This window comes from Oceaniglobus indicus, assembly GCF_002751875.1.
Lineage (GTDB): Bacteria > Pseudomonadota > Alphaproteobacteria > Rhodobacterales > Rhodobacteraceae > Oceaniglobus > Oceaniglobus indicus.
Map to the genome: position 1 here is coordinate 1 of NZ_NMZM01000002.1, position 17,673 is coordinate 17,673.

At 63.2% G+C, this 17,673-nt stretch carries 16 protein-coding genes; 6 read left to right on the forward strand and 10 right to left on the reverse strand.

What is annotated here, in order from left to right; genetic code table 11:
- Together CFP68_RS02555 and CFP68_RS18050 are read left to right on the forward strand one after the other, a co-directional pair.
- Positions 1–151 (forward strand): transposase (locus tag CFP68_RS02555; protein WP_145953387.1); only part of this gene is annotated, 151 nt, incomplete at its 5' end.
- Between the two features lie 455 nt (positions 152–606).
- Positions 607–774 (forward strand): hypothetical protein, encoded by a 168-nt coding sequence (locus CFP68_RS18050; protein ID WP_158234117.1) that lies wholly within the window; start codon positions 607–609, stop codon positions 772–774.
- 202 nt (positions 775–976) lie between these two features.
- Here CFP68_RS18050 and CFP68_RS02560 read toward each other — a convergent pair whose 3' ends face one another.
- Positions 977–1,552 carry a MotA/TolQ/ExbB proton channel family protein gene (locus CFP68_RS02560; RefSeq protein ID WP_099824230.1) on the reverse strand — a complete coding sequence of 192 codons (576 nt, stop codon included), beginning with the start codon at positions 1,550–1,552 and terminating at the stop codon, positions 977–979.
- Positions 1,553–1,627: 75 nt separating this feature from the next.
- Here CFP68_RS02560 and CFP68_RS02565 point away from each other — a divergent pair, with 75 nt between their 5' ends.
- From CFP68_RS02565 to CFP68_RS02575, 3 genes are all read left to right on the forward strand, one after another.
- Positions 1,628–2,116, forward strand: coding sequence for an ATP-binding cassette domain-containing protein (locus CFP68_RS02565; protein ID WP_241523928.1), 489 nt, complete (start codon positions 1,628–1,630; stop codon positions 2,114–2,116).
- A gap of 1,740 nt (positions 2,117–3,856) precedes the next feature.
- Positions 3,857–4,528, forward strand: coding sequence for a hypothetical protein (locus tag CFP68_RS02570; protein ID WP_145953388.1), 672 nt, complete (start codon positions 3,857–3,859; stop codon positions 4,526–4,528).
- Positions 4,525–6,879 (forward strand): Mu transposase C-terminal domain-containing protein, encoded by a 2,355-nt coding sequence (locus tag CFP68_RS02575; RefSeq protein ID WP_158234118.1) that lies wholly within the window; start codon positions 4,525–4,527, stop codon positions 6,877–6,879. Before CFP68_RS02570 ends, CFP68_RS02575 begins: the two co-directional genes overlap by 4 nt.
- Positions 6,880–6,990: 111 nt before the next feature.
- Here CFP68_RS02575 and CFP68_RS02580 read toward each other — a convergent pair whose 3' ends face one another.
- The 4 genes from CFP68_RS02580 to CFP68_RS02595 form a co-directional block, all read right to left on the reverse strand.
- On the reverse strand, positions 6,991–7,431 hold the full coding sequence (locus CFP68_RS02580) for a hypothetical protein (protein ID WP_099824236.1): 441 nt from the start codon (positions 7,429–7,431) through the stop codon (positions 6,991–6,993).
- 93 nt (positions 7,432–7,524) lie between these two features.
- The gene (locus tag CFP68_RS02585) at positions 7,525–7,947 is read right to left on the reverse strand and encodes a hypothetical protein (RefSeq protein WP_099824238.1); all 423 of its coding nucleotides are present in this window, start codon (positions 7,945–7,947) and stop codon (positions 7,525–7,527) included.
- A 164-nt stretch (positions 7,948–8,111) separates the two neighbouring features.
- Positions 8,112–8,771, reverse strand: coding sequence for a hypothetical protein (locus tag CFP68_RS02590; RefSeq protein WP_099824240.1), 660 nt, complete (start codon positions 8,769–8,771; stop codon positions 8,112–8,114).
- A gap of 263 nt (positions 8,772–9,034) precedes the next feature.
- Complete coding sequence (locus CFP68_RS02595; RefSeq protein WP_099824242.1) at positions 9,035–11,551, reverse strand: adenosylcobalamin-dependent ribonucleoside-diphosphate reductase; 2,517 nt, start codon at positions 11,549–11,551, stop codon at positions 9,035–9,037.
- Positions 11,552–11,686: 135 nt separating this feature from the next.
- On the opposite strand from CFP68_RS02595, the gene CFP68_RS02600 reads away from it, so the two are divergent.
- A complete protein-coding gene (locus CFP68_RS02600) occupies positions 11,687–12,118 on the forward strand; it encodes a DUF1489 family protein (protein WP_099824244.1) in 432 nt (143 codons plus the stop codon).
- 6 nt (positions 12,119–12,124) lie between these two features.
- Here the strand turns inward: CFP68_RS02600 and hisG are convergent, their stop codons facing one another.
- From hisG to CFP68_RS02625, 5 genes are all read right to left on the reverse strand, one after another.
- Positions 12,125–12,823: an ATP phosphoribosyltransferase gene (gene hisG, locus CFP68_RS02605; RefSeq protein ID WP_099824246.1), complete on the reverse strand. Its 699-nt coding sequence runs from the start codon at positions 12,821–12,823 to the stop codon at positions 12,125–12,127.
- A complete protein-coding gene (locus CFP68_RS02610; protein ID WP_099824248.1) occupies positions 12,820–13,920 on the reverse strand; it encodes an ATP phosphoribosyltransferase regulatory subunit in 1,101 nt (366 codons plus the stop codon). Before CFP68_RS02610 ends, hisG begins: the two co-directional genes overlap by 4 nt.
- A complete protein-coding gene (gene hisS, locus CFP68_RS02615; RefSeq protein WP_099824250.1) occupies positions 13,917–15,422 on the reverse strand; it encodes a histidine--tRNA ligase in 1,506 nt (501 codons plus the stop codon). Before hisS ends, CFP68_RS02610 begins: the two co-directional genes overlap by 4 nt.
- Before the next feature lie 114 nt (positions 15,423–15,536).
- Positions 15,537–16,544: a Gfo/Idh/MocA family protein gene (locus CFP68_RS02620; RefSeq protein ID WP_099824252.1), complete on the reverse strand. Its 1,008-nt coding sequence runs from the start codon at positions 16,542–16,544 to the stop codon at positions 15,537–15,539.
- Positions 16,544–17,623, reverse strand: a complete 1,080-nt coding sequence (locus CFP68_RS02625; RefSeq protein ID WP_099824254.1) for an isocitrate/isopropylmalate dehydrogenase family protein — start codon at positions 17,621–17,623, stop codon at positions 16,544–16,546. The genes CFP68_RS02620 and CFP68_RS02625 overlap by 1 nt, the downstream gene beginning before the upstream one ends.
- Between the last annotated feature and the right edge of the window lie 50 nt (positions 17,624–17,673).

Here is a 17,673-nt window from a genome sequence, read left to right on the forward strand (position 1 = left end):
TGACAAGCGTCGGTACAAACGCCGCAACCGGATCGAGATCATGTTCGGCAGATTGAAGGACTGGCGACGGGTGGCAACCCGATACGACCGCTGTCCGAAGGTCTTTCTGTCGACCATCGCGCTCGCAGCACTTGTCATCTATTGGCTATGAGTCCTGACCCTAAGGCCTCCAGCGCGACCTTCGCCTTGAACTCCGGCGCATGCTGCTTGCGTTTAGACATCTGTAATCTCCTTGGTGTTGAAGATCAGCAGACTGCATATCGTAGCTTATGTCAGTGTCCGAATTTCGGGGGGTAGCTTACCCCCTATCCCACAACACACAAGTGATAAAGCTGATTTCACTATCCGATTCGGCAAGCAGCTCTCACAAGGACGAAATAATACGATCACTTCACATGTTCCAATTTCTAAGATTTGTGGAACATGCTGCTTTCAACACCGTGATTGTTGGCTTTTGGAAATCAGGATGTTCCAAAATCTGACTCCGCCGTGCGCTACAAATGCTCTCAAAACAATAGCTTGCATGACTTTCGGCAGTCTGCTCATCTTGTGGCATGAGGACTTCCAATCCGGCAGTTCTTGGAAAATCATAAGGAGGGTTCGAACATGACCGATGCAACAAGCCCCATGCACAAGATTATGGAAGCAGCGAACATTAACGCCGCGCCCAAGCCGACGCTGAGAGCCGACATCGATTTTAGCGAACTCGAATTTGGTCTGATGGCGCCGCATCTGTCCGATGAAGAAGCGGACAAATTTATGGATGCACTTTGAGAAATCATGATGACCTTCGTCGAGCTTGGATTTGGCGTTCATCCAACTCAACAGGTCCTCAGTCCAGATGAAGTCCGGCAAGAGTTATTCGCGATGGCCGACAGAATTTTCAAAGCCGTCGCGTAAATATTGCTGGTGCAAGGGAAAACAAGAGACGAATTGTGAAAGAACTGTGTGATAGAATCGCAGAGCGCTGCTTGATCTACTGCCGAGTTTCATCCGTGAAACAAACAAAAGATGGTGCTGGCCTTTCTAGCCAAGAGCGAACCTGTCGTGAGTATGCAGAACGGGCAACCCAGATGCCCCCCGCAAGCATGGACGGATCGATCTGGCTTCCGGCGCGCTGCAAGGATTGAAACGCTTCGATCATGCCCAGAACAGTGCCGAAAAGTCCCAACAACGGTGCCAGTTGAGCCACGGAATCGAGCAATCGAAATCCGCGCTCAAGCATGGCGAATTGCGCCTCGGCCTCGGCCTCCAGACGGGCGCGGATGTCGGGCGCTGTGTGATGGTCGAGAGCCATGCGAAAGGTCGGCGCGAGATAGCTTGTGCTGGTGTCCAGGACGCTGATCGCCCGGACGCGCTCATTTCGATCCCAGGCGGCCACGGACCGCTGCAAGGCCGCGTGACGCCCGACGCCCGCCCGCCGGAATTGCCATATCTTGTAGAAAACGACGCCGGTTGTTACCACGGACACCGCGATCAGCACCGCCACCACCGGCCCGCCAAGATCGAACACCCGGCCAATGGCAGGGCCAAGTTTTTCCAGCGGGCTCATCTTAACAACTCGGTGCCGGTGCGACTGCTTGTTCCCAGAGCGTTACACAGCGCGCTATGCGCCCCGCCTGTCCGCATGGGGTTGCTGCGCGGTATGTCGGGCCAGCGCAGCGACATACCCGCCCGCGCGCTCTGCGCTGTCGGACTGGAAGGATACGGCGCCAGATTCTATCAGGAGCTTTCGGGCGGCGAGCAGCAGCGCGCCCAACTGGCGCGCGTCCTGTGTCAGGTCTGGCACCCTGTTGTCGAGGGCAACCCCCGCTGGCTGTTGCTGGACGAACCGGTCGCGAGCCTCGACATTGGACACCAGCTTCTGGTGATGCGCTTGGTGAAGGACTTCGCGGCACGGGGCGGCGGCGTGGTGGCCGTGATGCACGATCTCAATCTCTCCGCCATGTTCGCCGACCGGATGACCATCATCACGGCCGGAAATCTGTTGCAGGCAGGTGCGCCTGCTGACGTCATGCAGGATGAAGTGCTTTCGCAAGCCTACGGTTGCGCTCTGAGGGTCAACACACCAGCGGCCGCAGGGCAGAGTTACCTGCTGCCGCATCACGCGCAGTGATGCCCCCCTTTTCATCGGACACCCCAGCGGTTTCGGTTTTGGGCCTGATGAACTCGCGGGGCGAGCGCCATTCCCGGCTGCTGTGGGGTGGTTTTCGCTAGAGTATCGATGACAGTGCAGTTTCGGCGTTTGGCCGCGGGTTGACGCGGACGTCGTTGCGCTTGAGCGTTTTCACGAATGTCTCTGACATGCCGTTGGAGTGCAGGCTGGCTACCCCTCGCAAATGCCCCCGCGCGTGGGGCCAAATTCGGACCGTCGCCGAAGCGAAGCGACTGATACCGGACTGTTTCCGGCGCGACGCCGGCTGTCATGCACAGCAAAGACCCTCACCGTTCGACGCATTGAGGGCTTTTTTCGTGCTCGCCAGCCACTGGAAATTGCTGCCGTTCATCCGTTTATGTTGCGCATCAACACCCTGTGCCCCGCGATGTGATCCAGAACACAGCGCCGATTTTCCAAGAAACGGTCAAACAGAACTTCGAGATCGAGCAGCGTCGCGCCTCATGAACCGCCTCGATCAGCAAAAAAAAATCGAGAGTCGAAAGGCGTCCCCGAGTCACGTCAGCCATGATTCTAAAGATATGACGATGCACCGATTTTGAACAACTCCTTCTCCGTCCTGAACCGATCATATTCATATGTTGGTCAGGGTGAACGCACGGCACTTGGCGGCCGTTTCGGGAAATCCACTTGCGAGCAGAAAGGAGGCGAGATGGACTTTCCCGGCATCGCACGGCACGCCTGATGCGCGAGACCCCGTTGATCGCGCGGCGAAAAAGGCGGTTCACGCGCACCACGGACAGCGAACATGCCTGGCCTGTCGCCCCGAACCTCGTGGCGCCGGACTGCACGGCGGGTTGACCGGAGGTGCGGACATCTCCTGCAGCCGGACGGCAAAGGGGTGGCTCTACCTCGCGATCGTTCCGGACCTCTTCTTGCGCCGTGCAGCGCCGGCGCGGACCATCATCATATCGCTTGACCCTTCCCGGGGCTGGCGATGGCGCTTGCGATGCATCGATCCGCACGGATTCACATCATCTCCATTTCCTGAAAGCCACGGCCAGGGGCGTCGCGCATCGCGGCGGCCGCGTCGTTCGATGACGGCGTCAAGGTTGCGACGAATCACTGCGACGGTGTGACGGGCGCGCGCGAATGCCGTCGAATGCCATCCCCGTTCGAATGTGTTGCGCGAATACACAGCCTCAGCGCTCTGTTGGCGCGGCTTTCGGCACTTTCGAAAAGTCACGTCCCGGGCGCCGCGAGGCGGTGCCTGAGTCGATGACACGTACCGCGTTGTTTTATCTCGACTTTATATTTCACCAGATCCCTATGGGATCATCCGGCGGTCTCCGGAAATTTTTTCTTCATTTAATTTTCGGCCAAAAATCGCGATTGCCTGCCCCGATCTGACGGGTAGTTTCTGGGTCTCAAGCGAGGGCAAACGACGCAAACCACCCACCGGGGCGCAGAATTTTCTTCGTGAAACGCACAACCGGCCAATCTTGCCATTGACGATATCGGGTCCCGGCGGGCGAGGGAAAGACCCCCTCCACCGCGAGACGACGATCAGAACCAGGATCGTGCTGCACCCCGACACCGATACCGCAGGTTGCAAGACCTGCATCCCATGCGCCCGAAACCGGGCAGCATCTCGAACAGACTGAAATTCAATATCGCAGCCTGCGGGCAGCGTCGGAGCGTTTTCCGGCGGGCGGTATCGTTATGTGGGAAGGACAGGAAATGCCGATTTTTTCGGAGGGCACCGTGTTGCCTGAACACTCGCGCGCAGACCGCAAGATCCAGAACGTGTCGAAATGGCATTGCACCGCCCATGCCGTGCGCGGCGCCGGACCGGGCAGGCGCATGCAGGGGGAGAGCAAGCTGGAAATGGACCATCAGGCCATTCAGTTTTTGCAGCCCGATGTCGTCGACGTCGTCGAACAGGTCGAGTTCAAGTTCGGCTGGCGAAACGAGACGCGTCATGTCTTCGACATGCTGGTCACCACGACGGCCGGTGAGCAGATCGCATACACCGTCAAGCCGACATCGCGCCTCAATTCGAAAGATTTCCTCGGGAAAATGCAGGTGGTCGCCTGGTGGGTGCAGAAGAAGGAATTTGCATCGTCGGTGCGACTGCTGACCGAAGCGGATATCGACCCGATCGTCCTGCACAACGCCAACCTGAACGCGGCGGTACACGACAGCGATCCCGAGGCCGAGATCGCCGTGCGCGAGGTCGCCCGCAATCTCCGCGGGTCCGTCACCATTCGGACCCTCACACAAGAGGTCGGCCTGAAGGAACGCGGCTATCGCGCGATCCTGCGACTGATCTCGAACCGCGAGCTCAGGTCGGTGCACCACGAACGGACAACGCCGCACACCCTCATCGAATGGAAAGGCATTCAGTCATGAACGCAATTGTCGAAACCCGCGCCTTCGTCCACGCGGCGCCGGTCAAAACCGGCTTCCGGATCGAGGAATCCGACCGCCTGACGATTGAAGGGCGGCATTTCGACTGGGCCGGACGATCGGGTGATACGATCTTCCTGCAGCCGTCGAGTGGTCAGGGGATGACCGAGCAATTCACCATGGGGACACTCTCGCGGCTCAGCGCATCCGGGGCAATCAAACATGAGGTGGGGTATTACCTGCCGGATGATCTGAAGACCGCTCCGCAGGCAAAAGGCGTCCAGTTTCGGCCCGAGGACCTGAACCCGGCTCAAAAGAAGCGGTTCTACAATCGCTTCGTGCAGATCATGGCGCTGGAGGACATGATCTCGGAGGGTATCATCCTGCCGCGCAAAACCGACATCAAAGCCTTTTCCAAGGAAATCGAAGATCGCGCGGCCGTGTATCTGAAGAAGGAGATCACCGAGCGCGACCTGCTGGATCATGCATTGAAGCATCGGGAGTTGCCGGCTGCGGTTGCGAAGACGGTGCGTAAGAGCCGTGGGGGCACGAACCGGGAGAGTGTCGCCCTCTACACGCCGGACTATCTGCGCAAGCTCTACCAGAACTACCGGAAACACGGGCTTTCCGCCCTGGCGGACTCGCTGTCGAGGTCGGGCAACCGGACGGGTTCCGGCCGGCCCGAAGAACAGGCATTGCTGATGAAAACCATCAGGACCAGCTATCTGACGCTCGAGCGGAAGACCCTGAAAGCAACCGTCATCGACGTCCAGCGGGCGTTCCGTGACGAGAACAAACGCCGTGAAAAACTGGAACACGAGGGGCCGCACGACAACGAACCCCGTCTGCCTCTTCGCGTCCCTGGACGGGATGCTGTCCGCAGCGCGATCGGCAAGCTGGATCCCCTGCGGGTCATGATCGCGCGTTACGGCCGGGAGCATGCGATCAAGAAGTTGCGTCCGGTCGGAAAGGGACTGGAGGTCTCGCGGCCGGGGGAGCGCGTCGAGATGGACGAATGGTGCATCGACCTGCAGTCGATCATCCACTCTGCCAACCTCAGGGAATTCTTCGGCGATGACCTTCTGGACCTGATCGGCCTCGACGGTGATACGGCCCGGTGGTGGCTTGTCCTGGCGATCGATTGTCGGACCAAGGTCATCCTGGGGATGAAGCTGACCCGGAACCCCTGCACCAGCGCGGCGCAGGAATGCCTGCGCATGATCGTGAGCGACAAGGGCCGGCTGGCGGCCGCCTCGGGCGCACCGACGCCGTGGTCCATGGCCGTGAAACCCGAGGTGCTGGTCACGGACAACGGCCCGGCTTTCAAGTCGGAGGCCTTCACCAATTGTTGCCTGGACCTGCGCGTCGCGACACTGCGGACCCACGCCGGTGTTCCGGGAATGCGCGGTACGGGCGAGCGTATCTTCGGCACGCTCAGCACCGACCTGATGCCGCGGCTGAGGGGGCGCACCTTCTCCAACTCGATCGAACGCGGGGATTACAAATCGGAACACCGGGCCTGTCTCGATGCGGAAGATGTCGCCTTCATTCTGGTCCGATGGGTGGTCGATATCTATCACAATTCCGCGCATCGCGGTCTCGGCGGGCTCACTCCGCTCGAGCAGTGGAACGCCGATATGGAAGACGGGAATTACCCCTTGAGCGGGTTGCCCGATCTCGACACGAAACGTCTTGCCTTCGGCAAGCGCCTTGCGCGCAAGGTGGCGCAGGAGGGCATCGTGGTCATGGGGGTGCAGTATCAGAGCGCTGAGCTGGGCATGTACTTCATGGGAACGGAGCGCAGGCTGGTCGACGTTCGCTGGGATCCCGAAGACCTTGGCGCCATCAGTGTTTACCTCGAGGGCAAATGGCAGGTAATCCCCGCCGTGCATGACCGTTTCGTCGGCATGCACTTCCATGACTGGATGAAGGTTCGCCGCGCGCTGCGGGCGAAATCGGCCTCGCGCAAGGCCTGGAACCAGGAAATCGTGTTCAACGCGATCGATCAGATCGAGAACCTGGTCAAGGACCGCTCGATGGCGTTCGGGATCATCCACACGACCATCGGCGACACGGAGTTCAAAAGGATCGAGGAGGACTTCTTCTCGTCGTTCCGAATCGACGACACACCTCGTCTGCAAGCCGATGACGGGGGCCTTGGCCGGGTAATCGCGCCGCGCGCTCCGGACGCCGACATCGCCCCCGCGGGGTCCAGGGCCGATCCGATGGGCGCCACGGTGAAGCCGTTCCCGGAGTCCACCCCGGGTGAGGTCACCGGAGACAGCAACCTCACCGCTCGCAAATCCCCCGCGCGTGGGGCCAAATTCGGGCTGCCGCCCAAGCGCAACGACTGATACCGGACTGTTTCCAACGCAACGCCGACTGTCATGCACAGCAAAGGCCCTCACCGCTCGACGCAGTGAGGGCCTTTTTCATGCGCGCCGGTTGCCGGAAATCGCTGCCGTTCACCCCGTCATGTTGCGCATCAACACCTTGTGCGCCGCGATATGATCCAGAACAGAGCGCCGGGTTTCGACGAAGCGGTCGAACAGGTTTTGCAGATCGAGCAACTCCGCGCCTCTCCGGGTATACACCGGGACCTCTCGAACTTCACCGTGCTGCCCGGCCTCATCGAACCGGGTTTCGACAAACCGATGGTCCGTTCCGGTTTTCTCGGCCTCGATATCGCGTTCGAGAATGTCGCGGACCGCGTCGAGGCCACCTTCGACAGAGGCGCAGAACGGTTCGCGGTCACGCAGCGATGCAAGGCAGCGCGCCACGAAAGCCACGTCCCGGGCGGTGCGTCCGAGGTGCAGCACGCGGGCCTGCTCGGCAACCTCGCGGCCGAGCCGGATCGCGGTGGCGGCAAGATCGTCGATATTGGAGGAAAGCTGGGTGGTGTTCATGATCGGATCTCCCGAAATCGGCGCGCCGGGACGGCGAGCCTTCAAGACGGCCGGACCTCGGGAGATCCGGCCGTTTCGCATTTGCGGGGTCCGCTATGCCGCGGTCTCGAGCGTCAGCGTGCCGCATGCACAGCCGTCTGGTGCATCATCAGTGGCAATGTCGGCCAGCAAGGCCGCGAGGCGATCGGAGAGCCGACAGCACGCGATCACGAAGGGCGAGTCCGGGTCGATCTCGGCGAAGCGGGCCGTCTCGATGCGGTCGGGATCGCCCACATCCTGCAGGGTCAGCAGCCTGTGCAAGGCGATCAACTGACGGCGCTGTGCGCGGGTCAGGCGCCGCGCCTCACGAACCGCCTCGATCAGCAGAAAGACCCTTGCGCTGACCGCGGCGCCACCGAGGGTATGGGCCTTGCGCGCCAGGTCCGTTCCGTGATCGGCGAGGAACCTGCGGACCTGTTGCAGGTCGCCATCCGGCGCGACTGCGGCGCCCGTTTCGATCTTGCGATGAATGGTCATTGGGGGACTCTCCCTCCTGTTTCGCTGCACCCATGCGGCAGCTTCAAGCGCCCGGCATCTCCTCTCATTGGGCCTGTGTGACCGGACCGGCTGTAGCAGCAGCATTGTCCGCTGGTCGTGGGTAAAATCGAAAGCAACCTTGCCTTTGCCCGGCAGAGGCCGGGTTACGGGATCGCGGGATGGATGCGCGCCGCAAACGCCTCGGGATCCGCATCGCGCAACCGCAGGGCCTCGTCGGACAGCGTCAACATCCAACTACCCTTGCGCAGCCTGCCGGGCATGCCGGTCAGCATGCAGCGGCCCGCACTGCACAGTTCCGCCCAGGCCTTGATCTGGCCCACGCGGGCGCGGGCGTACTGCCTCCCGGTCGTCTCGACGTAGAAGCGGAGCGTGCCGAACTTCTCCTTGATCTGCGTGATCCGGATCGCAATCGGTCGGTGTTCCGGCTGCCGCATGACGTCGCTAAGGCCCGCCATGGCGCATTCCAGAACGGACAGCCATCCGGCGGGGATATGACGCAGATGTTCCGTGCCCAGTATCCCGGCGTCCTCGGCCAGGTTGCACAGCGCGCAAACGCGTCGCTGATACTCCGCAGGCGATCGCGGCGCGTTCCCCCAGCGCGGGGGCGTGACCGGTGTGGCGCGAACCGCAGCAATCGCCCAGGTCCCGGGCCAGGTCGACATTGCCTGTTCGGCCAAGGCGAACAGATCCGGCGTGGCCTCCGCCTCGGCCGACGTTTCGGCGAAGATGACGTCGCGATCACCGCTCCGAACATGGACCTCCCGTTTTACCGCAAACCGGTTTATCTGGCTTCCACCACCCATCTCGATCTCCCTGAATGACGCCGGGGTTGTTTCCGGCTCTCGCAGAGAAGGGCCGGAAACATCGCCGGAGGTGTTCGGAAGACCAACTCCTGCTGCCTCATACTCGAAGAAGTCAGCCCGGCGTGGGCCGGAGTCCTCCCCTCCAAACCAGGTTCGGAAAAATACCAGCGTTTACAATAACTTCAAAGACTTGGCAAAACTATCCCCGCCGCGTGGCAAACCAAACCCCCGGTTTTGGCATAACTATGCCCGTCCCGTCACCATCACCCCGTGCACTTCGAGAAGCCGCATGTTGCGCAGATTTTGCAGCCTTCGATCATGCGCAGGTCGAAGCTGCCGCACGAACTGCAGGCTACGCCGCCGGATCTGCCCAGCGGGGAGGTGTCGGCCCGGGGGTCCGCTTTCAGGCCCATCCCCTCGCCTTCGATGAAGCCGATTGCGATCATGTGGCGTTCGATCACGCCACCGATCGCGGCCAGGATCGACGGGATGTACTTGCCTTGCACCCAGGCGCCGCCGCGGGGATCGAAGACGGCCTTCAATTCCTCGACCACGAAGGACACGTCGCCGCCGCGTCGGAAGACGGCGCTGATCATGCGGGTCAAGGCGACGGTCCAGGCGAAGTGCTCCATGTTCTTGGAATTGATGAAAACCTCGAACGGGCGGCGGTGTCCGCTGATGACGATGTCATTCACCGTGATGTAGAGCGCGTGTTCGCTGTCGGGCCATTTCACCTTGTACGTGTTGCCCTCAAGGGCCTGCGGCCGGTCCAGCGGATCGGACATGTAGATCACGTCGCCATGGGGCTGTTGCGGCTCGCCATCGGTCGTCGCGCGGACTTCGGGGTCAGGTGTCCGAGTATTTACGTCGATGAGAAGTTCGGAAACAGGGACGTTGAGCGCCGTGGCAATCGGCAGGAGAACCGATTGTTCCGGCTGTGCGGTTCTGCCTTCGGCGATGTCCCGAATGACGGTCGGCTCCAGCCCCGTGGTCCGCGCCAGGCTTTCGATCGTGAGGCCGCGGTCGGCGATCAGCTGTTTCAGTTTTCCGGCCAGGGTGTGGCCGGGCGCCGGCGCTTCCGTTTCGCTGGAAATGCTGAGAACCGATCCGGTCACCGCATTCGGCCGATAGGTGGTGCAGCCTTTGCAGCCACTGTCCCACGCCGCCATGTAGACGTCCTTGAACGCATCGAAGCTGATGTCCTCGGGACAGTTGATCGTCTTCGAGATCGATGAATCCACCCATTTCTGTGCCGCCGCCTGCATCTTGACGTGTTCGAGCGGGGCAAGCGTCTGGGCGTTGACGAAGTGGGCCGGCAGGTCTGCGTCGCCCATCCGGTCGCGCCACATCTGGACGGCATAGTCGACCACCTCCTCCTCGGTGCGCGATCCGTTCTTTTGCAGCACCTTGCGCTTGTAAGCGTAGGCGAAGACCGGCTCGATCCCCGATGATACGTTGCCGGCGTAAAGCGAGATGGTCCCGGTGGGCGCAACCGACGTCAACAGGGCGTTGCGAATGCCGTGTTCGGCGATGGCCGCGCGCACGTCGGCATCCATCTGCTGCATCGCACCGGACGCAAGGTATTTTTCGGCGTCGAACAGCGGAAACGCGCCCTTCTCGCGTGCCAGATCCACCGACGCCAGATACGCGGCGCGGGCGATCCGGTGCATCCAGTGTTCGGTCAGACGCGCTGCCTCGTCCGAGCCATAGCGCACCCCGACCATCAACAGCGCATCGGCCAATCCGGTGACACCCAGACCGATGCGGCGCTTGGCCTGGGCTTCGGCGGCCTGTTGGGGCAGCGGAAAGCGCGACGCATCGACCACGTTGTCCATCATCCGCACGGCGACGCGCACCAGGTCGTCCAGCGTGTCCTCGTCCAGCGCGGCATCGTCGGCGAAAGGGTCGGGAATCAGCCGCGCCAGGTTGACCGACCCCAGCAGGCAGGCGCCATAGGGCGGCAGGGGTTGTTCGCCGCAGGGGTTCGTGGCGGCGATCGTTTCGCAATACGCAAGGTTGTTGGCAGCGTTGATCCGGTCGATGAAGATCACGCCGGGTTCCGCGTAATCATAGGTGGCGCGCATGATCGCGTTCCACAGATCCAGTGCGCGGATGGTGCGATAGACGCGACCATCGAACACCAGGTCCCAGGGGCCATCCGCCTTGACGGCCTCCATGAACGGATCTGTCACCAGGACCGAGACGTTGAAGTTGCGCAGCCGCGCCGCGTCGGATTTCGCGGCGATGAAATCCTCGATATCCGGGTGGTCGCAACGCAGGGTTGCCATCATCGCGCCCCGGCGCGATCCGGCGGACATGATCGTGCGGCACATGGCGTCCCAGACATCCATGAACGACAGCGGGCCGCTGGCGTCCGCCGCCACGCCCTTGACGTCGGCCCCCTTGGGGCGGATCGTCGAGAAATCATAACCGATCCCGCCGCCCTGCTGCATCGTCAGCGCGGCCTCTTTCAGCATGTCGAATATGCCGCCCATGGAATCCGGGATCGTGCCCATGACGAAACAGTTGAACAGGGTTACCGACCGTCCGGTGCCCGCCCCCGCGGTGATCCGGCCCGCCGGCAGATAGCGAAAGTCCGACAGCGCGTCAAAGAACACCTCTTCCCAATGGGCCGGATCGCTTTCGACGGCCGCCGTGGCGCGCGCGATGCGCCGCCACGTGTCCTGCACGGTGCGGTCCACCGGGGTGCCGTCGGCCTCTTTCAGGCGATATTTCATGTCCCAGATCTGCGCGGCGATGGGGGCGGCAAAGTCGGTCATGGGCGGTGTCCTGACGGCATTGTGGCGGAGCCGCGACAATACGCCAAACCGTCAGCGCGGGCAATGCGGCACCACAAGCTCTTGCAGCTTTCGGCACACCCCCTACCATATGGGCGGATCACTGGGGGTGAGTCGATGGCGGACCATGTCAACATGCTGAAACTCAGCGTCGGATCGGAGTCGGTCGAGTCCCTGATCGACTGGCAATGTGCGCGCAGCGGCCAGTTCGCCGATGGCGCCTATTACCACATCACGCGCATGTGGCCGAAACGGACCGCCGAAATACTGGCCGGCGGATCCATATACTGGGTCATCAACGGGTTGATCCAGTGCCGCCAGAAGATCACCGGCTTTCGCGAGGTGATCGGCAACGACGGGATTCGCCGCTGCGGCATCGTCCTGGACCGCGACGTGATCCGCACCGATACGGCGATCAAGCGGCCATTCCAGGGGTGGCGATACCTGGCGCCCGAGGACGCCCCCGCCGATCTGCGCAAGGGCGCTGCGTCGGACCCGGCGCTTCCCGCCGAACTGGCCGCCGCACTGTCGGAAATCGGCGTGCGCTGACGCGGATCAGTCCAGCAGGTCCAGCTTCGCCTTCAACGCTTCCTTCGCGCCCAGCGCCGCTTCGTCCCAGGGGGCGGTCAGCGACATGAACAGCGTGGCCTGCGATTTGTGCACCGGTCCGCCGGACAGGATGCGCAAATGGTTGGCCCGCAGGGTTTCACCGGTTGAGGTGATGTCGGCCACCGCCTCGGCGGTTTCGTTGCGCACCGTGCCTTCGGTTGCGCCTTGGCTGTCGACCAGTTGATAGTCGGCGACGCCGTGCAGGCGCAGATGATTGCGGATCAGCCGGTGATACTTGGTTGCGATGCGCAGTCGGAAGCCGTGTCGCGCACGGAACGCGGCGGCGACGGCATCGAGGTCGTCCAGGGTTTCGACATCGACCCAATGATCGGGCACGGCAATCACCAGGTCGGCGTGCCCGAACCCCATCTCGGCCATCTCGGTCACCACCGAATCCCACATCGGCAGCTTTTCGCGGACCAGATCGGACCCGGTGACGCCCATGTGGATGCGTCCCGCCGCCAGTTCGCGGGGAATTTCACCCGCCGACAACAGCACCAGATCGATATCGTCCACGCCGTCGACAGCGCCCGCGTATTCGCGCTCGGATCCGGCGCGTCCCATGCCCACGCCATGGTTGCCGAACCATTCGAACGTCTTTTCCATCAGCCGCCCCTTGGACGGCACGCCCAGTTTCAGGGTCATCGCCCGCCCTCCGTGCCCAGACGCAGGGTCAGATCCGGGCGGATGACACCGCCCACCGCCGGGATCGCCCGCCCCTGCCCCAACACCCGCGTCAGCGCGTCATAGCGGCCACCCGTGGCGACGGGCGGCAGATCGGGGCGGCCGTCGGCGAAAAAGCCGAAGACGAAACCGTCGTAGTATTCCATCGACGTGCGCCCATAGCTTGCCTCGAAATCCAGCGTCTCGACGTCGATCCCCCGGTCGCCCAGCGCATCCAGCCGCCGTTCCATGCCCTGCACCGCCGGCTGGATCGCCGGCAGGTCGACGGCAAGATCCTGCAGATGGCTCAGCGCGACGGGGGCCTTGGCCTGCAACGCCAGCAGGTCGTCGATCAGTTCGACCTCCAGCGCCGAAATCGGCGGCTCGTCGGCCTCGGCGCGCAGGGTGGCCAGACGCGCCTCGACCTCGGCGCGCGAACGCAGGCCGATGACCGGACCCGCCTTGGCGAACGGATCGGCCTGATCCAGAATCTTGCGGCGGGGCTTCGACGCGCTGCCATCGCTGAACCGGTCCAGCAGCGCGCGGAACCGCCGCGGCCGCCACAGGTGGCGCAGCAATGCCGCCTTGCGCGGCGCCGATGTCCGTAATCCGCGGATCGCGGCGCTGAGGATGCCGATATCGCCGATGGCCACCCGCAGGTCCAGCGGCGCCAGCGCGCCGGCGATGGTGGCGAAAACCTCGGCGTCCGACAGGGCCGGGTTGCCGCAATCGAACACCTCGTAGCCCGCCTGAAGGTATTCGGTCGCACGCTCGGGATCATCCTCCTGGCGGCGAAACACCTGTCCGGAATAGCAATAGCGCGCGCGGTTCGCACCGTCGGTCATGTGCATCTGCACCACCGGCACCGTGAAGTCGGGGCGCAGCATCATTTCACCGCGCAGCGGATCCTGGGTGGTGAAGGCCCGGGCGCGGATGTCCTCGCCATAGAGATCCAGCAACAGGTCCGCCGGTTGCAGCAGGGTCGTCTCGACCGCCCGCGCACCCGCCGCCTCGAACAGCGCGCGCAAACGCGCTGCTTCGGCCAGTTTCGCGCGTGCCTTGTCCTGTGTCGCGCTCATGTATCGCGCGCCAGCCGTTTTTCGATTTCGGCGACCATGTCGGCGCGCGCACATTCGAACTGCGCGGGCTGATCCTTCCATTCCTCATGGGTGACGCTGGCGGCCAGTTTCGCGCCAAGGTCCAGATCCTTGATCTGCACCACGCCGCGCTCCGCCTCGTCCGCGCCCTGGATCACGGCGATGGGAGAGTTCCGCTTGTCGGCATATTTCAACTGGTTGCCGAAATTCTTGGGGTTGCCCAGATAGACCTCGGCCCGAATGCCGGCGCGGCGCAGGTCGGACACCATCGCCTGGTAATCGGCCATCCGGTCACGGTCCATGACGGTGACGATCACGGGGCCGCGTTCGTCGCCCTCGGTTGCCCCCTTCGCCTCCAGCGCGGCCAGCAACCGGTCGACCCCGATGGAAACGCCGGTGGCCGGCACTTCCTGCCCGGTGAACCGTTTTACAAGGTCGTCATACCGGCCTCCGCCTGCGACCGACCCGAACTGGCGCGGACGGCCCTTCTCGTCGGTGATCTCGAAGGTCAGCTCCGCCTCGTAAACCGGACCGGTGTAGTAGCCGAGGCCACGGACCACCGAGGGATCAATGACGATACGATCGGGGCCATAGCCTTGGGCGGTCAGAAGGTTGCTGATGGTTCGCAATTCCTCGACCCCGCTTGCGCCTGTGGCCGAGCCTTCCACCAGTAGACCCAACCGTTGGATCGTTTCTTCGGCGTTGGCCTGTCGGCCGTTGACGAAACCGAGTATCAGTTGAACCTGATCACCACCGATCTGGGCACCTTCCGTGTGATCGCCGCTTTCGTCTGTCCGGCCTTCGGTCAAAAGCGCCAAAACACCAGCGTCACCAAGCCGATCATGCTTGTCGATGGTGCGCAAGACGACGCCACGCTGCCATTCGGTCCGCTCGTCGCCGCTGTCCTTCGGCAGGTTCGCGGCTTCGAGCACACCTTCCAGCACCTTGCGGTTATTCACGCGCACCACGTAATCGCCGCGCGCAATTCCCACGGCTTCCAGCACATCACACAGCATCGCGCAGATCTCGGCGTCGGCGGCGACCGACGGCGCGCCCACGGTGTCGGCGTCGCATTGATAGAACTGGCGGAACCGCCCCGGCCCCGGCTTTTCGTTGCGCCATACCGGGCCCATCGCATAGCGGCGATAGGGCGACGGCAGGTCGTTTCGGTATTGCGCCGCAACGCGGGCCAACGGCGCGGTCATGTCATAGCGCAGCGCCAGCCAATCGGCGCCCGACCCGGTGTCGTCCTCCTGCCAGGCGAAGACGCCTTCGTTGGGACGGTCTACATCGGGCAGGAACTTGCCCAGCGCCTCGACCGTTTCGACCGCCGGCGTTTCCAGCGCGTCGAAACCATAGAGATGATACACCTTCGCGATGGTCTCCAGCATGTCGCGCCGGCGCGTCACCTCGGCGCCGAAATAATCGCGGAACCCCTTGGGCGCGGCGGCCTTGGGGCGGGGCTGTTTCTTGGGCTTGGCCATGGTCAATCTCGCTGATGCGGGTCGCGGCAGGCCTTATCGGATGGGCGCCACGGGGGCAAGGCGGGCCCGCACGCACAGCGCCCCGCGATGCCGAAAACCCGCGTCCGCCCCGGCCTAGAGCGTGATCTTGCACCCGCTGTCGGCCGACGCATAGACCGCATCCTTGATCCGGATCACATCCAGATAATCCGTCGCGGTATTCTCGGGCGTCGCCCCCGACAGCACGCACTGAACCACATGGCGTTGCAGGGCATGGACGCAATCGCCGCCGAACCCGTCGTGGGTGTCGGGGGGCAACAGCTGTTCCGCCTGCGTGTCGCCGAACCGGCGCAGATGCACGGCACCGTCGCCGGTCAGGGTCAGGGTGCCGGCGGTGCCCTCGATCAGCGCCTCGCCCATGGTGCGACGCTGGTTGTCGGCGGCGTGGTCCAGATGCCGGTTGCCGTCGAACAGGGCGCGCAGACCGTTCGGATGGTCGAAGATCACATATCCCGCATCTTCGCCCGCAATCGCCGGATTGACCCGCCGCAGATCGGCATAGACCGCGGTGGGGGCGCCGAAGAGATAGCGGAAGGTATCGATCCAGTGGACGCCGGTTTCATGGATCAGCAGGCGCGGCATCGTCTGGAAATACGGCTGCCGGTCCAGATAGGCGCGCGGCCCCTGCCCGTCGCCCGGACGCAGGCGGAACGTGGCCTGGAACGGCGTGCCGATCCGCCCCTGCTCCAGGGCCCGCGCGATCGCCCGATACCACGGCATGAAGCGGAAATTCTCATGCACGATCAGGATCGTGCCCGCTTGCGCGGCCTCTTGGGCGATGGCTTCGGCCTCGGCCAGATCCTGGCAGAAGGGTTTCTGACAGATCACGGTCCTGACGCCCGCCGCGATGGCGGAGCGGATCGCCCCGGCATGGGCCGCGGGCGGCAGGATGATGTCCAGGATATCGGGTAGTCCGGCCGTCAGCATCGCATCCAGCCCGTCGAACGCCGGCAGGCCGGTGGCCACGGCGGCCGCAAGATCGCGATCCGCGGCGCCGATCAACCGCACCTCGGGGATTCGCGCCCATGCATCGTAATGAAAGCGGCTGAAATATCCCGCACCAAGGCAGGCGACCGTCGGCATCAGAGGCGCGCCATGACGGCTGCCGCCGCCTGTCCGGTGGTTGCGGTGCCGCCGAGGTCGCCGGTCAGCGTGGTGCCCTCGGCGATCACCGCCTCGACCGCTTCACGCAGGCGGGTGCCATCGGCAACCATGCCGGGGTGATCGTGCTTGACTCCCAGCCAGTCCAGCATCATCGCGCCCGACAGGATCATCGCCAGCGGATTGGCGATGCCTTGCCCCGCGATGTCGGGGGCCGATCCGTGGCACGGCTGGAACACGGCGTGATGCTCGCCGATGTCGGCGGACGGCGCCACGCCAAGCCCGCCCATCAGGCCCGCCCCCAGATCGGACAGGATGTCGCCGAACATGTTTTCGGTCACCAGCACGTCGAAATCCCAGGGCTTCAGCACGAACCACAATGCGGTGGCATCGACATAGGCATGATCGGCAATCAGGTCGGGGTGCCTTTTGGCTTCGGCGTCGAAAATCGCACGGAAGAAGGCGAAGGCGCGGAACACGTTGGCCTTGTCCACGCAGGTCACGCGGCCCTTGCCGCGCCCCTGATCCTTGCGGGTCTGTGCCAGGTTGAACGCGAAGCGAAACAGCTTTTCCGAGATCTCGCGCGTGATCAGCAACGTTTCGCGCGCTTCCTTCTCGGACACCTCGCCGCGACCCTGGGTGTGGAACAACCCTTCGGTGCTTTCGCGGATCAGGACGAAATCCACCTCGCGCCCCTCGGGCATGTTCAGCGGCGTCTGCTGGCCCGGGAAGATCCGCACGGGCCGCACGCCTGCGAACAGGGTCAGCGCCTTGCGCAGGTCGATCTGCGGCGAAATTTCGGTTCCGTCGGGATAGCGGACCGACGGCAGCCCCATGGCCGACAGCAGGATCGCATCCGCCGCGCGGGCGGCGTCCATGGATGCCGCGGGCAGCGACTCGCCCGTTCGGTCATAATGCGCCGCCCCGGCCGGGACGTGTTCGAAGGCAAGCTCATAGTTGCCGGATTGCGCAAGGAATGTAAGGATCTCGACGGCAGGGGCCATGATTTCGGGGCCGATCCCGTCGCCATCGAAAACTGCGATCTTAAATGCGCGTTCCATTCTATACTCCGGTGTGACTTGATGTGACCTGTTGTGCATGCATTAATGTA

Excerpts from the sequence above, each read along its gene's own strand:
- CFP68_RS18050 (WP_158234117.1), top strand. The coding sequence starts at position 607 with ATGACCGATGCAACAAGCCCCATGCACAAGATTATGGAAGCAGCGAAC.
- CFP68_RS02560 (WP_099824230.1), bottom strand. The coding sequence starts at position 1,552 with ATGAGCCCGCTGGAAAAACTTGGCCCTGCCATTGGCCGGGTGTTCGAT.
- CFP68_RS02565 (WP_241523928.1), top strand. The coding sequence starts at position 1,628 with ATGGGGTTGCTGCGCGGTATGTCGGGCCAGCGCAGCGACATACCCGCC.
- CFP68_RS02570 (WP_145953388.1), top strand. The coding sequence starts at position 3,857 with ATGCCGATTTTTTCGGAGGGCACCGTGTTGCCTGAACACTCGCGCGCA.
- CFP68_RS02575 (WP_158234118.1), top strand. The coding sequence starts at position 4,525 with ATGAACGCAATTGTCGAAACCCGCGCCTTCGTCCACGCGGCGCCGGTC.
- CFP68_RS02580 (WP_099824236.1), bottom strand. The coding sequence starts at position 7,431 with ATGAACACCACCCAGCTTTCCTCCAATATCGACGATCTTGCCGCCACC.
- CFP68_RS02585 (WP_099824238.1), bottom strand. The coding sequence starts at position 7,947 with ATGACCATTCATCGCAAGATCGAAACGGGCGCCGCAGTCGCGCCGGAT.
- CFP68_RS02590 (WP_099824240.1), bottom strand. The coding sequence starts at position 8,771 with ATGGGTGGTGGAAGCCAGATAAACCGGTTTGCGGTAAAACGGGAGGTC.
- CFP68_RS02595 (WP_099824242.1), bottom strand. The coding sequence starts at position 11,551 with ATGACCGACTTTGCCGCCCCCATCGCCGCGCAGATCTGGGACATGAAA.
- CFP68_RS02600 (WP_099824244.1), top strand. The coding sequence starts at position 11,687 with ATGGCGGACCATGTCAACATGCTGAAACTCAGCGTCGGATCGGAGTCG.
- hisG (WP_099824246.1), bottom strand. The coding sequence starts at position 12,823 with ATGACCCTGAAACTGGGCGTGCCGTCCAAGGGGCGGCTGATGGAAAAG.
- CFP68_RS02610 (WP_099824248.1), bottom strand. The coding sequence starts at position 13,920 with ATGAGCGCGACACAGGACAAGGCACGCGCGAAACTGGCCGAAGCAGCG.
- hisS (WP_099824250.1), bottom strand. The coding sequence starts at position 15,422 with ATGGCCAAGCCCAAGAAACAGCCCCGCCCCAAGGCCGCCGCGCCCAAG.
- CFP68_RS02620 (WP_099824252.1), bottom strand. The coding sequence starts at position 16,544 with ATGCCGACGGTCGCCTGCCTTGGTGCGGGATATTTCAGCCGCTTTCAT.
- CFP68_RS02625 (WP_099824254.1), bottom strand. The coding sequence starts at position 17,623 with ATGGAACGCGCATTTAAGATCGCAGTTTTCGATGGCGACGGGATCGGC.